Origin of the sequence: Pedobacter changchengzhani (assembly GCF_004354365.1) — a bacterium.
In the GTDB taxonomy this organism is placed as follows: domain Bacteria; phylum Bacteroidota; class Bacteroidia; order Sphingobacteriales; family Sphingobacteriaceae; genus Pedobacter; species Pedobacter changchengzhani.
This window is the reverse complement of sequence record NZ_SJCY01000009.1, coordinates 23,205-37,878: the sequence shown is the minus strand read 5'-3', so window position 1 is coordinate 37,878 and position 14,674 is coordinate 23,205. Positions and strand designations below refer to the sequence as shown.

The 14,674-nt window shown below is 34.8% G+C and carries 16 protein-coding genes; 9 read left to right on the top strand and 7 right to left on the bottom strand.

What is annotated here, in order from left to right:
- Positions 1-61: 61 nt before the first annotated feature.
- The 6 genes from leuD (at position 62) to EZJ43_RS12565 (ending at position 6,850) form a co-directional block, all read left to right on the top strand.
- Positions 62-643 carry a 3-isopropylmalate dehydratase small subunit gene (gene leuD / locus EZJ43_RS12590; protein WP_133263078.1) on the top strand — a complete coding sequence of 194 codons (582 nt, stop codon included), beginning with the start codon at positions 62-64 and terminating at the stop codon, positions 641-643.
- 48 nt (positions 644-691) lie between these two features.
- Positions 692-2,263, top strand: a complete 1,572-nt coding sequence (locus EZJ43_RS12585; RefSeq protein ID WP_133263077.1) for an ATP-binding cassette domain-containing protein — start codon at positions 692-694, stop codon at positions 2,261-2,263.
- Between the two features lie 4 nt (positions 2,264-2,267).
- Positions 2,268-3,359, top strand: coding sequence for a 3-isopropylmalate dehydrogenase (gene leuB / locus EZJ43_RS12580; protein ID WP_133263076.1), 1,092 nt, complete (start codon positions 2,268-2,270; stop codon positions 3,357-3,359).
- A gap of 9 nt (positions 3,360-3,368) precedes the next feature.
- Complete coding sequence (locus EZJ43_RS12575) at positions 3,369-4,874, top strand: 2-isopropylmalate synthase (RefSeq protein ID WP_133263075.1); 1,506 nt, start codon at positions 3,369-3,371, stop codon at positions 4,872-4,874.
- A gap of 242 nt (positions 4,875-5,116) precedes the next feature.
- Positions 5,117-6,367: a threonine ammonia-lyase IlvA gene (gene ilvA / locus EZJ43_RS12570; protein WP_133263074.1), complete on the top strand. Its 1,251-nt coding sequence runs from the start codon at positions 5,117-5,119 to the stop codon at positions 6,365-6,367.
- Positions 6,368-6,499: 132 nt separating this feature from the next.
- Positions 6,500-6,850, top strand: coding sequence for a cupin domain-containing protein (locus tag EZJ43_RS12565; RefSeq protein WP_133263073.1), 351 nt, complete (start codon positions 6,500-6,502; stop codon positions 6,848-6,850).
- A gap of 140 nt (positions 6,851-6,990) precedes the next feature.
- Here EZJ43_RS12565 and EZJ43_RS12560 read toward each other — a convergent pair whose 3' ends face one another.
- Complete coding sequence (locus EZJ43_RS12560; RefSeq protein ID WP_133263072.1) at positions 6,991-7,554, bottom strand: DUF4230 domain-containing protein; 564 nt, start codon at positions 7,552-7,554, stop codon at positions 6,991-6,993.
- A gap of 133 nt (positions 7,555-7,687) precedes the next feature.
- On the opposite strand from EZJ43_RS12560, the gene EZJ43_RS12555 reads away from it, so the two are divergent.
- On the top strand, positions 7,688-8,125 hold the full coding sequence (locus tag EZJ43_RS12555; protein WP_133263071.1) for a hypothetical protein: 438 nt from the start codon (positions 7,688-7,690) through the stop codon (positions 8,123-8,125).
- A 7-nt stretch (positions 8,126-8,132) separates the two neighbouring features.
- On the opposite strand, the gene EZJ43_RS12550 is transcribed toward EZJ43_RS12555, so the two are convergent.
- The gene (locus tag EZJ43_RS12550; RefSeq protein WP_133263070.1) at positions 8,133-9,125 is read right to left on the bottom strand and encodes an ABC transporter ATP-binding protein; all 993 of its coding nucleotides are present in this window, start codon (positions 9,123-9,125) and stop codon (positions 8,133-8,135) included.
- 205 nt (positions 9,126-9,330) lie between these two features.
- Here EZJ43_RS12550 and EZJ43_RS12545 point away from each other — a divergent pair, with 205 nt between their 5' ends.
- The gene (locus EZJ43_RS12545; RefSeq protein WP_133263069.1) at positions 9,331-9,612 is read left to right on the top strand and encodes a DUF6364 family protein; all 282 of its coding nucleotides are present in this window, start codon (positions 9,331-9,333) and stop codon (positions 9,610-9,612) included.
- Entirely contained in the window at positions 9,605-10,018 is a 414-nt protein-coding gene (locus tag EZJ43_RS12540) for a type II toxin-antitoxin system VapC family toxin (protein ID WP_133263068.1), read from the top strand. The genes EZJ43_RS12545 and EZJ43_RS12540 overlap by 8 nt, the downstream gene beginning before the upstream one ends.
- A gap of 93 nt (positions 10,019-10,111) precedes the next feature.
- Here the strand turns inward: EZJ43_RS12540 and EZJ43_RS12535 are convergent, their stop codons facing one another.
- The 5 genes from EZJ43_RS12535 to EZJ43_RS12515 all read right to left on the bottom strand — a co-directional run bounded on the left by EZJ43_RS12535 (position 10,112) and on the right by EZJ43_RS12515 (position 14,663).
- On the bottom strand, positions 10,112-10,927 hold the full coding sequence (locus EZJ43_RS12535; protein WP_133263067.1) for an outer membrane beta-barrel protein: 816 nt from the start codon (positions 10,925-10,927) through the stop codon (positions 10,112-10,114).
- A 112-nt stretch (positions 10,928-11,039) separates the two neighbouring features.
- Positions 11,040-11,768: a hypothetical protein gene (locus EZJ43_RS12530; RefSeq protein ID WP_133263066.1), complete on the bottom strand. Its 729-nt coding sequence runs from the start codon at positions 11,766-11,768 to the stop codon at positions 11,040-11,042.
- Positions 11,749-12,333 (bottom strand): RNA polymerase sigma factor, encoded by a 585-nt coding sequence (locus tag EZJ43_RS12525; protein ID WP_133263065.1) that lies wholly within the window; start codon positions 12,331-12,333, stop codon positions 11,749-11,751. Before EZJ43_RS12525 ends, EZJ43_RS12530 begins: the two co-directional genes overlap by 20 nt.
- A gap of 345 nt (positions 12,334-12,678) precedes the next feature.
- Positions 12,679-13,827: a hypothetical protein gene (locus EZJ43_RS12520; protein WP_133263064.1), complete on the bottom strand. Its 1,149-nt coding sequence runs from the start codon at positions 13,825-13,827 to the stop codon at positions 12,679-12,681.
- A 281-nt stretch (positions 13,828-14,108) separates the two neighbouring features.
- Positions 14,109-14,663: a CopD family protein gene (locus EZJ43_RS12515; RefSeq protein WP_133263063.1), complete on the bottom strand. Its 555-nt coding sequence runs from the start codon at positions 14,661-14,663 to the stop codon at positions 14,109-14,111.
- Positions 14,664-14,674: the final 11 nt, after the last annotated feature.

The following is a 14,674-nucleotide window of genomic DNA, read 5'->3' as shown; positions in this document are numbered from 1 at the left end:
GGCTTTTTGGGATCATAAAAATATTAACGATTAAAATTTCCCCTTTAGGGGATTAAGGGCTATGAAAAAATTCACAAAATTAACATCGGCTGTTGTGCCGTTAAACATAGAAAATATAGACACCGACCAGATTATTCCGGCTAGGTTTTTAAAAGCAACTACACGTGATGGATTCGGCGAGAATTTATTTCGCGATTGGCGTTATGAAAATGACAGTCAACCAAAATTAGATTTCGTGTTGAATAACCCAACATACAGCGGCAAAATTTTAGTTGCAGGAAAAAACTTTGGTTGTGGCAGCAGTAGAGAACATGCTGCATGGGCAATACAGGATGCAGGTTTTGATGTGGTAATTAGCAGTTTCTTTGCCGATATTTTTAAAGGAAATGCACTAAATAATGGTTTACTTCCCGTTCAAGTTAGTGAGCGTTTTTTAGCACAAATTTTTAAAGCAATTGAGCAGGATGCTAAATCTCCGTTAGAAATTGATTTAGAAAATCAAACCATAACGATTTTAGAAACCGGTGCAAATGAAAGTTTTGAAATTAATGCTTACAAAAAGTCATGTTTGATAAATGGCTATGACGATATAGATTTCATTTTAGCGCAGAAAGATTTAATAGTGGAGTTTGAAACTCCCTAACCCCCTTAAGGAGGAACTGAAAACCCAAAGTAAATAGTAATTGTAAAAATGTCTAGCACAATAAATATAAACGATTTAACTGAAAGCCCCTCTAGGGGTTTGGGGTTAAACGATAGAAAGTCAAAGTCCCCTTCAGGGCCTGCTTGCCAGGCAGGCAGGGATTTAGGGGTTCTTGTTGTTTCTAATCTTTATTTAGACTATAGCGGTAAATCGGTGTTAACGGATTTGAATTGGACTATAAATGATGGGGAAAACTATGTTTTATTAGGCGAAAGTGGCAGTGGAAAAACATCATTAGCTAAAATAATAGCTGGTTTGCAAAGTGGAATCGGTCAGGTAGAAATTAACTTCAATCCTGATAGTAATTTACCAGCAGAAGTACTATTTGTAGAAAGTTGGTATCAATTTAAAAACTTAGATGGTGTAGCAAATTTTTACTACCAACAACGTTACACCAGTCAACAAGCTAAAGATACTTTAACTGTTCATGCAGAATTAGTAAATTATGGCAAAGAAAAAAATCTGCATTTAGACCAAGTTGAACCCGTTTTAGATGCCTTAAATTTTTCTTCTTTCGCAAGTTCGCAATTAATAGAACTATCAAGTGGAGAGCATAAAAAATTACAGCTGGTTAAGGCTTTATGGTTAAAACCGCAATTGCTAATTATCGATCAGCCTTACACTGGGTTAGATTTTACCTCGCGCAAAAACTTAAATATCCTGCTGGATAAAATTACGAACGAAGGCGTACAACTAATTTTAATTAGCAACGATCATGAACTGCCTTTGAGGATAAATCGTTTTGCTGAAATAAAAGATGGGCAAATAAAAGTTTCAAAAACAAAAGAAATTAACAGCGTTAAGTACGAAAAACACGATAGAGAAATACCTAGTTTTTTAAAAGAATCTCCTATTTATTCATCAGAAAATATGGTTACCATGATCGATGTAAATATCAGTTACGGAGAAAAGCAAGTATTAAAAAACATAAATTGGGAAGTTAAAGCAGGCGAAAAGTGGTTGCTTCAGGGGCATAATGGCTCAGGGAAATCAACTTTATTAAGTTTAATTAATGGAGATCATCCTCAATCGTATGCCAATGAACTTTATTTATTTGGCAACAAACGCGGAAGTGGAGAAAGTATTTGGGATATAAAACAACATATCGGCTTAATCTCGCCCGAATTTCATTGGTATTTTGATGCCAAAGCCACAGTTTGGCAAAGTATTGCATCGGGATTTTACGATACAGTAGGTTTATTCCAACAGTTACCTTATACAAAAAGTACACAAGTTGATGAACTAGTAGAATATTTCGGTTTAACCGCACAAAAAAACGAGTTGTTAACTGCCCTTCCATTAGGTAAGCAACGTTTAGTTTTATTGGCAAGAACGATTATTAAAAATCCTGAATTATTAATATTAGATGAGCCTTGCCAAGGATTAGACCAACAACAAACACAAGATTTTAACCAACTGGTTGATGAATTGTGTAGCAACGGAATGACGGTTATATACGTTGGGCATTTTGAATCGCAACTGCCAAGTTGTTTAGAAAGAAGAATATTATTAGCAAATGGCGAGGTAAAAATCGTTGAAAATATACAAGAAAGCGTTTAGTGCAATGAGAAAAAATATTTTAGTAATACCAGGAGATGGTATTGGGCCTGAAGTAACCACTTGGGGAAAAGCAGCATTAGAAAAAATTGCTGAAATTTTTGGACACGACTTCATTTTTGATGAAGCTTTAATGGGGCATGCAGCCATCGAAGTTACAGGTAATCCACTTCCTGATGAAACCTTAGAAAAAGCAAGAAATAGTGATGCAATTTTATTTGGGGCGATTGGTCATGCTAAATACGATAATGATCCAAGTTTAAAAGTTAGACCCGAACAAGGATTACTAAAAATCCGTAAAGATTTAGGTTTATTTGCAAACCTCCGTCCTATATTGCTCTTTGATGAACTTCTTGAGGCATCGAGCATCAAACCTGAAATTTTAAGAGGTACTGATATACTTTTTTTTAGAGAGTTAACCGGCGATGTTTATTTTGGCGAAAAATTTAGATCAGAAGATAGAAATACGGCTTCTGATTTAATGATTTACCATCGCTACGAAGTTGAACGAATTGCACACAAAGCTTATCAAGCAGCGCAAAAACGCAATAAAAGATTATGTTCGGTAGATAAGGCAAATGTTTTAGAGAGTTCTCGCTTATGGCGTGAAACAGTGCAAGAAATTGCTAAACAATATCCTGATGTGGAAACCGAACACATGTTCATAGATAATGCGGCCATGCAACTCATCAAAAATCCAAAGAAATTTGATGTAGTGCTAACGGCTAATCTATTCGGCGATATCTTAACAGATGAAGCTTCGCAAATCGCCGGTTCGATGGGCATGTTGGCATCAGCATCTGTTGGTGAAAGTACAGGTTTTTTCGAACCTATTCACGGGTCTGCACATGATATTGCAGGAAAAAATTTAGCTAATCCTTTGGCTTCTATCTTATCGGCTGCGCTGATGTTAGAAATTGGTTTCGGCTTAAAAGAAGAGGCTAAATTACTGGTTGATACCATAAATGAGGTTTTAAAAGAAGGTTTTAGAACAAATGACATCGCCGACCAAAATACAGAACGTTATAAAGTTTTAGGCACGACCGAAATGGGTGCGTTAGTTTTAAAATTTTTATCACAAAAATCAATCAATTCATAAAAACGCACAATGATACACGATCCAAATAAAGTCTATATTTTCGACACCACTTTACGCGATGGAGAACAAGTTCCCGGTTGCCAATTAGATACAAACCAAAAAATTGTAATTGCAAAATCCCTTGAACAACTTGGTGTAGATGTAATTGAAGCGGGTTTCCCTATTTCTAGTCCAGGCGATTTTCAAAGCGTTGTAGAACTATCGAAAGTAATTAAAAACACGACCATTTGTGCATTAACCAGAGCCATTAAAGGCGATATTGATGTTGCTGTGGATTCGTTAAAACACGCAAAATATCCGCGTATTCATACTGGAATTGGTTCATCCGATATGCATATCAAATACAAATTTAACAGCACAAGAGAGAAAATTTTAGAACGTGCCGTTGATGCAGTTAAGTATGCGAAACAATTTGTAGAGGATATTGAATTTTATGCCGAAGATGCAGGTAGAGCCGACAATGAATTTTTAGCACAAATGATTGAGGCAGTTATTACAGCCGGTGCAACGGTAGTAAATATTCCTGATACGAATGGGTATTGCATGCCGGAACAATACGGATCGAAAATACTTTATTTAAAGGAAAACGTTAAAAATATCGACCAAGCTATAATTTCTGTTCATTGCCACAACGATTTAGGTTTGGCTACTGCAAACAGTATGGCAGGCGTATTAAATGGTGCTCGCCAGATTGAATGTACCATAAACGGAATAGGCGAACGAGCGGGCAATACAGCTTTGGAAGAAGTTGCCATGATTTTAAAAACGCACAGCTTAGGTTTACATACTGCAATTAATAGTAAGCAACTTACCGAAATTAGCGGTATGGTAAGCAGAATGATGCACATGCCAGTACAGCCAAACAAAGCAATTATTGGTAAAAATGCATTTGCGCATAGTTCTGGTATTCACCAAGATGGATTTTTAAAACATCGCGAAAATTATGAAATTATTAACCCCGAAGATGTTGGCCTAAATAGTGCAGATATTATTTTAACCGCAAGAAGTGGCAGACATGCTTTAAAACATCATTTAGAGCGTTTAGATTACGATATAGATAAAATTAATATTGATGATATTTATGAGCGGTTTTTGGTTTTAGCTGATGAAAAAAAAGATATTAGCGACGATGATTTATTGTTTTTAATGAGCAATGGAGAAACTGAATCGTATAAAAATGGTTATAAATTAAACTTGCTACACGTAGTTTGTGGCGATGAAGACAAGCCTACTGCAAGTATTAAGTTGCAATATAATGGCGAAGAGCATGAAGCTAAAGCAGAAGGCAACGGCCCTGTTGATGCAACAGTTAATGCTATTATGAGCATTATTGGCAAGGATATTAAACTTAAAGAATTTGCAATTCAAGCTATGCACGCGGGTAGCGATGATGTAAGTAAAGTGAACATGAAAGTGGAGTTTGAGGGAAAAGCTTACGTTGGTTATGGCTTCAGTACTGATATTGTAAAAGCATCTGCGAACGCATATTTAGATGCAATTAATAAGTTTTTGTAAGGCGAAGGAATAAAGAAGACAGCGGAGGGGTGCTTCTATATTTGAAACACAGACCTAGCTTCTCTAAACCTGATAGTAGTAAAAATCCTTTTTACCCTCAACCCCCAAAGGGGGCTTTGAGGATAAAAAGATTGTAACGAATAGCAGGACTGCCGTAACCGAAAGGCACTGAACCTGTTTTTCAAAAAATATATTGAAAATCTAGTCTTGATACTTGATTCTCATTACTTGATACTTAAAAAATGAATGACACAATAGGAAATACTTTTGATTTTGAAGGCGCTTTTAAAACTTTGGAAGGTATTGTAAAACGTACTCCATTAGATTTTAATGCAGGCTTATCTTTAAAATACAATGCAAACGTTTATCTCAAAAGAGAGGATTTACAAATTGTACGTTCTTACAAATTGCGCGGTGCCTACAATAAAATAAGTACTTTAAATGCCGATGCTTTAAAAAACGGAATTGTATGTGCAAGTGCTGGTAACCATGCACAAGGGGTTGCATTTTCTTGCAAAAAATTAAACATTAAAGGCGTAATATTTATGCCCGAAATAACGCCAAAACAAAAAATTAAACAAGTAATTATGTTTGGTGGCAACAATATCGAAATTATTTTAGTTGGCGATACTTTCGACGATTGTTTAAAAGAAGCATTGGTGTATTGTGAAGAAAAATCATCGACATTTATTCCTCCATTTGATGATGAAAAAATTATTGAAGGACAGGCCACAGTGGCAATGGAAATTTTTCAGGATTTACCAGAATTAGATGCCATAATTGTGCCTGTTGGTGGCGGAGGTTTAGCGGCAGGCGTTAGTGCTTACATGCAAACTGTAAAACCGGCAGTTAAAATTTTCGGTGTAGAACCCATGGGCGCCCCCTCATTAAGCGAGGCGCTTAAAAACGGCGGACCCGTAACTGTGGAGAACATCGAACGTTTTGTAGATGGTGCGGCCGTGAAAAGAATGGGGTGGATTACCTATAAATATTGCCAAGAATTGCTAAGCTCAACATATTTAATTCCGGAAGGACAAGTTTGCACAACCATTTTAAAACTTTATAATGAGGATGCCATTGTGGTAGAGCCTGCGGGCGCTTTGGCTGTTGCTGCTTTAGAACAGGTGAAAGACCAAATTATAGGCAAAACTGTAGTCTGTGTGGTTAGTGGGGGAAATAACGACATAGAACGGATGCAAGAAATTAAAGAGAAATCTTTACTTTTTGAAGGTTTAAAACACTATTTCATTGTCCGTTTTCCGCAAAGACCGGGTGCTTTAAAGTTATTTGTAAACGAAGTTTTAGGTCCGAAAGATGACATTACCCGTTTCGAATTTATTAAAAAAACAAATAAAGAAAACGGACCAGCTTTGGTGGGCATCGAACTTTCAAATAGAGATGACTATTTCAGCTTAGTTGAACGTATGAAAGAATTTAAATTTGATGTAATTGATTTGAATCAAGATCAAACTTTGTTTGAATATTTAGTTTAATGAAATTTAACCACAGAGGAAACAGAGTTTCTCACCGAGAAAACAGAGAATTTCACGCCTTGTCATCCGATAGCTATTGGATCAGCACGCAGTAAAGAATCTGATTTCATTAATTTGATTATGTATAACATAATGAATTTCAAAAATTTAGCTAACAAAACATTAATCGCCGATAACGATATCGATTGGGCAGATTTGGGCGCTGGCATTAAACGTAAAGTTATGGCTTATGATAACGATCTAATGCTTGTAAAAGTTGCTTTTGAAAAAGATTCAATTGGAACGATTCATAATCATCCACACTTACAAATGAGTTATGTAGCTAAAGGTAGCTTTGAAGTAAGCATGGGCGGCGATAAAAAAATCCTAAATGAAGGTGACGTTTTTTTTGCACCAACAATGGTATTCCATGGTGTGGTTTGTTTAGAAGCAGGCCTTTTAATTGATGTGTTTAACCCACATCGGGAGGATTTTGTAAAGTAGAACTGTTAATCCGTCATGCTGAATTTTTCATTTATAGTTATTTGTTTTTTATTGGTATTCAAGAGGGCTTCGTCGTTTATTTCAGCATCTTAATGCAAAGAACGACCCTGAAATAAATTCAGGGTGACGACAGGTTTCAGTTAATCAAAAGTCAATCTCACATTTTTATAGCCCAAGCCTTCAATTATTGGCTTTAAAACATTTGTGGCGTTTGTTTTTGTTTGAGCTAAAATGTCCGATTTTTTAACCTCTACCGTAACTTGCTTTTCGGCCGCCTTATACGCGTCATCAACTAACTCCCCTTCTCTAAAAAAAGCCATTTTTGTATCATACACACGTGAGTTTTTATGGTCGATTTTTACATAACAAATTTCTGGCTGTGGTAAATTTACTACAGCAGTATCAACATCTATTTCAATATCATTTCGAGTAATTTTTGTAAGGTCTATACAACCAACGGCTTCGGCTTTCACAATTAGTAAAACACTGGCTTCGGGCAAAAAATCGGTTTTACTTTTATGTTCCAAAACATCGCTAATTTGATAACGAACAAGCTCTAATTTGCCTATAGCCTCTATTTTTTCGACTAAAAGCTGATGTTTAGTTTCTACGGAAGTATTAATGCTAAACTTTTTAGAGATAAAAAAGTAACCCGCAATTACTAAAATCAACCAAGGTAAAATTGTAAATATTTTTCTGATCATAAGTTAAAAGTATATTTTTTTGTATTAGGCAATATTCAATATTGAACAAAAACTACTCCACATTTTTTGCTAATTATTTTTTGGCAGTTGTTTTGCATTATAAAAAACACACACAAATTAAAACCAAATTGTTATGAAAAAACTAACCATCTTAATGCTTTGCATCGCCACACTAGGTTTGGCATCTTGCAAAAAAGAAACCATTGTAAATCAGACTACACCAAACAGAACAATTACTGTAGATGTGCTACCGAGTGATTGGGTGTTGTCAGTAGATAGAAATACGTATTCTGTACAACTTGATAAAATAATAGACTTAAAAGAAATAAACAGTTACCACTTAAATAACGAGGGAACAATTGTTGCCATTTCGTATCCAAGTGGCGGTAATTTTACCAGTTATGCGGCATTGCCGTTTGTATATAATCTTCAATCTTATAGTTATACCGTATATAGCGGTGGTATTTTAATTGAAGCTCAAAATTCTGATAAAAATACTGTAGATCCCATAAAACCTACTACAAAAATCAGGGTAAAAATTACGCTTGTTGCTGCTGATAATGTAACCTAATTTAGTTTTAAAATTCTAAAAAACGACCAATGTTCAGCTGAACATGGTCGTTTTTTTTGTGCGCTCCCCTATTCAACTGCAGTGCTCGCACCATTACACCATTTCTTTCGAGCAATAATTCATCATAAAAGCCTTTGTAGTAAACATCTTTCACCTCAAACCTTCTACTGCTCCAATTGCTTGTGATTTCTGCCCATTCGGGATAAAAGACAACTGTTTCTTTATCCGTTTTTAATCCAATTTTCTCGGCATCAGCTTTAGCTAAAACAATTGCATTACCTAAAATTTGGGCAGTATAAATATGTTTTGGTCGCTGATAAATTTCTGATGGTTTACCAGTCTGTAAAAGTTCGCCATCTCTTAAAATCAATAACTGATCGGCCAAGAATAATCCATCAGCCGGATCATGCGAAACCAAAATCACTGTCACCCCAGTTTCAGCAGCAACTCTTTTTATATCAGCCCGTAATTGGTTTTTTAATAAAGCATCAACCTGACTAAAAGGTTCATCTAACAATAAAACTTTTGTATCGGCAACCATGGCTTTTGCAATCGCAACTCGCTGTTGCTCGCCTCCACTTAATTCTATAATTTTTTTATTTTGAAGTGGAAGAATCCGCAAATGTTCCATTATAGCAAGCGTTTTCTCCGATTTGCTTTTAAGGTCAGTATTCGACAGTTGTGAAGCAATATTATCGTAAACCTTAGCGTAGATGTTCAGCGAGAAATCTTGAGTAACCATTTTCATTTGTTTATGGCCAGGAATTAATTGCTCGTCAGGACCTTTAATTCTTTCTTCATCAAAAAGAATCTCACCTTCATCCATTTTTAATAACCCATAAATAGATTTTAGCAAGGTAGATTTTCCACTTCCACTTTCGCCGATAATGGCTACGATATCACCCCTATCTATATTAAAACTAACGTTTTTTATGCCCCCAGCTTGTTCAGCTTGGTATTGCTTTGTTAAATTTTTTACACTAATTATGGTATTGCTCACGGTGTAAATATAAGGGATAAAGGTTAAAGCAAAAAGAACAAGGATTAAAGAATAAAGACCAAAACGAAAAAACTAAAGAATCAGTAAAAAGTTAATATATTATTCAAAGCACCTTTGATATTGGGAGATAAAAGACTTAAATCAAAATCACACGTGTGTTTTTAAATAATTTGCACGTGTATAAAATTTTGTTTAAATTTATAGTATGAATACAAAGTTGACATTAACGATAGATGAGTCTGTTATTAAACAGGCTAAGGATTATGCTGCCAAGCAAGGTAGAAGTTTATCGGCTGTAGTTGAAAATTATTTAAAGGCCGTTTCTAAAAAAGAAGAAATTGTGAAAAAAGAGCAAGAGCTTTCTCCAATGTTAAAATCAATTTTAAAGGATTTACCAAAAGTAACATTGCCAGCAGATTATGATTACAAAAAAGAATTAGAAAAAATGAGAGAAGAAAAATATCAAAAATACTGGGATAATGAATAATATACTACTTGATTCTGATATCTTAATTGACTTCCTTCTTCAAAGAAAACCCTTTTTTGATGATTCATTAAATATTTTGAGTGAATGTGAAAAAGGTAAAATAAAAGGATATTTAACTGCTTTAGCAATATCTAATACTCATTATATAATTAGAAAACATTTTTCGCATCAATTAATAATGGAGAACTTTAAGAAATTATTGACTTTCTTAGATGTGGTAATTACAGATAAAAATGCCGTATTAGCTTCAATTGATTCTGATTTTAACGATTTTGAAGATGCTTTGCAAAATTTTTCGGCTGAAAATTATGGCACGATTAGTATCATAATTACAAGAAATATAAAGGATTATAAAAAAAGTAAACTTAGCGTTTTAACTCCAGAAATGTTTCTTAAAACATTATAATAAAATCCTGCTTCGCCTAACCGAAACAGGATTTAACTGATTTGTGTATACCTCTCTGTCCTTTCGGACATCTCTCCTGAAGGAGAGAAAAATTTAATTAATTCCGAAAGTTATTCCAAAACTCATGTTTTTTAAACCGGCCTGTGCAGGCGTATTAAACATATCATTAAAATAGTATTTGGTAAATAAGCCCAATCCGCCATAGCCAAATCTTACTGCACCACCGTAACGTACAGATTGAAAGTGATAACCATCGTATTGTTTGTCCTTACCGTTTTCATCACTAATTTGCTTAACCTTTCCGTTTAATAAGAAACCAATTTCTGGCGCCAAAACAAGGTAAAATCTTTTTCCATCATTATTTTCTTTGGTACGAAATTCGAAGTGTAAAGGAAAGTGCACATAACTGCTAGAGAAACGATTCTTAGAAAAGTTAATGGTCTCATTAACATAAGTTAATGTTGGCTGATTTTTTTGAATGGTAATGTTATTTCTTAATCGAATTAAAGTCCAATCGAAACCACCTGCAAGTGATATTTTGAAATTGCTATTGAAGCGGTAACCGTACTGTAAAATATCGAAAGAGAAAGTGCTTGTTTTACCTCCCTTATAATCTAAAAACTGGTTGGCTGGCGATAAATTGAAGCTTCCATTATCCACTAATCTGGCAAAACCTATATCAACCCTGGTAAAAGTTAACCCACCTACAAAATGGCCTTTAGTTGCAGAGTCTGGTTTTGCCTCGCCTTTAGAAATCAAGTTCCCATCGCCAATTTTGATTGTGTAGGTTGTTTTCTTCTTTATAATCACAGTATCTGTCTGCAAAGAATCTGTTTGGGCGTTTACTTTTAACGCCATAACACTGGCAAGCCCGCTTACCAAAAGTGTTGTAAAAATTAGTTTTTTCATATAGCTTGTGTGTTTATTTTCAAATCTCAATTTCATTCTTAACCTCAACCTCGTCCTCAACCTCAACCTCAACCTTACCCTCGTCCTCAACCTCGTCCTCAACCTTAACTCCCTATCTATCTCCCCTGCCTATCTTAAAAGGCCCAATATTTATCGATGACAATGACGATTCATCATCAGTAGTTTTAAACTGAATAAATTTGTCCTTTCTTTTATCAACCGTGTTTACAATAAGGTTAACCACATCGCCTACATTGCGAATGCCTTTATTTCCCTTTTGTTTTGGCTCACTTACCGTTAAATTATCATCATGAGAACTTGCATTGGATGCCAAGACTATAACTTCCTTTGGATTAGGTATCACATATTCAATTTTCGATTCCACATTACTTTCAGGGATTTTAGTTTTCGCAATAATTACTGTAGGCACATCAATTAAATCCTCCACTTTTTCATTTGCTACAGATTTTACTTTTGCTTTTGTATTCACAAACCTAGCAACAGATTTAACTTCAATTTTTACAGTTTCCTTTACCACTTCGTTAGGCACATTAACCGATGGCGAAGTTTCTTGTTGCACATCCACCGGTTCATTTTTAGGCGCAATATAAGTGGCATACCGTGTAGGTTTAACAACTTGTTTTTGATATATTAAAACACCTATGCCAACCATTAATAACACAGCAGCTGCCGATAACCAGTAAATCGGAATTATTCGCTTTTTCTTTGGTGTAATTTCACTTTCAATTGTACTCCATAAATCTCTCGAAGGGGCAACCTCCGCCTCATCAAAAACATTTTCAAAAAGCTGATCAAAATCCTTATCCTGTATAGGTTGCATAACCAAATCCCTCCATTTTTATAATTTCCTGTTTTAAAATTGCCCTTGCCCTAAACAATTGAGTTTTACTCGTATTTTCAGCAATACCAAGTTCTGTTGCAATTTCTTTGTGCGTGTAGCCCTCAATTACGTACATATTAAAAACTATTCGGTAACCATCAGCTAATTTCTGTATAATCTTCATCAAATCCTTCATACCCAAAGTGCTAAAAGCCTCTAAATAATTACCGCTATCTGCCGGTATTTGTTCATAACCAGCATCAATTTCAACAATTTTTAGCGCGCGCGAATTTTTACGGTAGCTCTCAATTGCGGTGTGCACCATAATCCTTCGCATCCAGCCTTCAAAAGATCCATCGCCTCTAAAATCTTCAATTTTCTGAAAAATTTTAATATATCCCATCTGTAAAACGTCTTCAGCTTCCATCCTATCCTTTGCATAACGCATGCAAATAGCCAACATTTTAGGCGCTGTTTGCTTATAAAGCAATTCCTGCATCTTTCGGTCGCCGGCTTTACAGCCTGTCATCAAATCATCTAAAGTATAAGGATGCATCAATTTCATTGTGTGTTTGTACCTAGAAGATGACGGATTACCAGAAAAGGTTGCATGTGATGATAAAAAAAAATAAAATAATTCGCTGCTTCTTGATAATCAATAGAATAAGTTAAAATAAATATAGATTTTTTATTTGAAAACGAACGGAATTAGCTCTTTCGGAAGTGCAGTCCCGCTATTCGTTCCAATCTTTTACCAAAGACCCCTAAAGGGGACTTTGGTAAAAGTATTTCCACTTTTATCGGGTTTAGAAAGTCAGACCAGCTTTTTAAACCTCAGTTTGCATAATCCTCAATCTCATTTCAACCTTAATCTTAATCTCAACCTCAACCTTAATCTCAACCTCAACCTCTACTTCTTAACCTTAAACAACTTAAAATTCTGCTTATAAGTTAAAAAGAAAGAATGGTTAAACTGCAGCTGTTTATCGGTATGGTCGAGATCTATATGTGGTTCGAAACGGACATCAAGATACAAATTCGGAACCAATTCATTTTGATATGCGTAACGTAATGATAAGATATTTCTGCTACTCTGTTTTAATCCATTGGTATATAAATTGCTCGAAACAGATTCATAAAGTGGCATCCCTTTAATCGAAATAAAATTATTTCCTTTCCAATAAGAAGCCACTAAACTTCCCCATTTACTTTCTACACCAGCATTTAACCAAAGGCCAAAACCGCCTTGGTAAGCCCTACGTTTATCGGGCGAAAAATCTTTATAAACCGCTATGTAATTATCGGTGTAAACCCGCTTAACATTACCCGCAAATGTTCTGTGTACTTTAAAACCTGTAGCGCCATTAAAAAGGGTACTAATCGGAATTTCTTTTAAAATATCAATTTGTCCGCCCTGATGAAAAGCCAAAAACTGTGCGGGTATGCTCAATTTCCAATCATCAGTTTTAACTAAAAAACTCTCGGTTGATAAACCACCGATTATTTCTTCTTTTGCGGCTTCACCGAGATAAATCATCTTCTGCCAAGCAATCCAAGCATCTAAATTGAATTTTTTACGTTCCACCAATAATTGCGTACCATATTCTATTGGTGTGGTTATAATTCTTTCAAAATCGTAAAGTGGTTCTATATATTTATGTTGAATGCCACCTTCTAAACTTCCGAAAATTAAAGTTAAATTTCGTTTATGATATTTTAAACTAAACAATGGTTTAGCATCACTAATTCCATTCCGACCAAAATCTTTACGGATAAATGCACCTGCGGTTATTGCTAAATTTGGATGAGCGTAATACACAATTTGGGGTTGTAATTGCGTTCCGTACATGGTATAACCATCGTGAAAATCGTTGGTATATTCATAATTACGAACGTAATTTAAATTGTAAAAGCTTAAATGAACCTCATTTGTTAAGCTACTATCAGGCCGAATTCTATTTTCGAATGCTGATTGGTTAAATTGTGCTGAAGCGAGGTGAGAGATAAAAAGAGCAGCTAAAAAAAGTAAAGTTTTCTTTAAACCTAAATCTGTAAACATGTGTTTGAATTTTATCGCCCAAATGTAAGATAGTTTTTTGGTAAAATACCGAGTATTAACAATTGAATATAAGTTGGCCAGAATCAAAAAATATTTTATTCTTTTAACAAATAAATTTATCATGATTACCCAATTTATGCTTAATAACGCCGAACTTGGAAAGACGATTTTTGTACTGTAAAAAATAACTTATTGGATTAAATTGTTGCCTTCTTTTAATGAACTTTCAAAGTTGAGCATTTTCATATATTACTCCTTATTCTCGAAAATTTATTCTTCAGCTATTTCCGTAAACGATAACTTTTGTACATTTTCACGGCAATCATAATCACCAAAGCCACACCCATAATACCTACTAAACCGTAAACCCAATTTAGTGCATTTTTCAAGATCACTACAAAAACAATTGCAATCATAAAAATAGTCGCCAATTCTCGCCATAAACGCAATTGAAAACTTGTCATTTTAAACTGACCATTTTTAAGCTGTTTAACTATTTTCTGACAAATAAAATGGTAAATAAGTAAGCCGACTACGAAACTCAGTTTTACCCACATCCAATCCATTTGTAATAGCGCTCTATTTAAATCGAGCATACAAATTCCGGCCAAAAGCGAAATGACCATTGCTGGTGTGGCAATAATTTTCCACAACGTAGCTTCCATTTTAATAAACTGTTGTTGCAGAATACTTTTTTCGGGTTCAGGCTTATCGTTAGCCTCTGTATGGTAGATAAAAAGACTCAAAATATAAAACAATCCAGCCATCCAGCTAATCACAAATACAATGTGAACAGCTTTAAAATAAGCATAATATGGAAGTAGAATTTCTATCATAATTTAAGTTT

What these genes read in the sequence shown, in the direction of transcription:
- leuD (WP_133263078.1), top strand. Translation starts at nt 62, where the DNA reads ATGAAAAAATTCACAAAATTAACATCGGCTGTTGTGCCGTTAAACATA.
- EZJ43_RS12585 (WP_133263077.1), top strand. Translation starts at nt 692, where the DNA reads ATGTCTAGCACAATAAATATAAACGATTTAACTGAAAGCCCCTCTAGG.
- leuB (WP_133263076.1), top strand. Translation starts at nt 2,268, where the DNA reads ATGAGAAAAAATATTTTAGTAATACCAGGAGATGGTATTGGGCCTGAA.
- EZJ43_RS12575 (WP_133263075.1), top strand. Translation starts at nt 3,369, where the DNA reads ATGATACACGATCCAAATAAAGTCTATATTTTCGACACCACTTTACGC.
- ilvA (WP_133263074.1), top strand. Translation starts at nt 5,117, where the DNA reads ATGAATGACACAATAGGAAATACTTTTGATTTTGAAGGCGCTTTTAAA.
- EZJ43_RS12565 (WP_133263073.1), top strand. Translation starts at nt 6,500, where the DNA reads ATGAATTTCAAAAATTTAGCTAACAAAACATTAATCGCCGATAACGAT.
- EZJ43_RS12560 (WP_133263072.1), bottom strand. Translation starts at nt 7,554, where the DNA reads ATGATCAGAAAAATATTTACAATTTTACCTTGGTTGATTTTAGTAATT.
- EZJ43_RS12555 (WP_133263071.1), top strand. Translation starts at nt 7,688, where the DNA reads ATGAAAAAACTAACCATCTTAATGCTTTGCATCGCCACACTAGGTTTG.
- EZJ43_RS12545 (WP_133263069.1), top strand. Translation starts at nt 9,331, where the DNA reads ATGAATACAAAGTTGACATTAACGATAGATGAGTCTGTTATTAAACAG.
- EZJ43_RS12540 (WP_133263068.1), top strand. Translation starts at nt 9,605, where the DNA reads ATGAATAATATACTACTTGATTCTGATATCTTAATTGACTTCCTTCTT.
- EZJ43_RS12535 (WP_133263067.1), bottom strand. Translation starts at nt 10,927, where the DNA reads ATGAAAAAACTAATTTTTACAACACTTTTGGTAAGCGGGCTTGCCAGT.
- EZJ43_RS12530 (WP_133263066.1), bottom strand. Translation starts at nt 11,768, where the DNA reads ATGCAACCTATACAGGATAAGGATTTTGATCAGCTTTTTGAAAATGTT.
- EZJ43_RS12525 (WP_133263065.1), bottom strand. Translation starts at nt 12,333, where the DNA reads ATGAAATTGATGCATCCTTATACTTTAGATGATTTGATGACAGGCTGT.
- EZJ43_RS12520 (WP_133263064.1), bottom strand. Translation starts at nt 13,827, where the DNA reads ATGTTTACAGATTTAGGTTTAAAGAAAACTTTACTTTTTTTAGCTGCT.
- EZJ43_RS12515 (WP_133263063.1), bottom strand. Translation starts at nt 14,663, where the DNA reads ATGATAGAAATTCTACTTCCATATTATGCTTATTTTAAAGCTGTTCAC.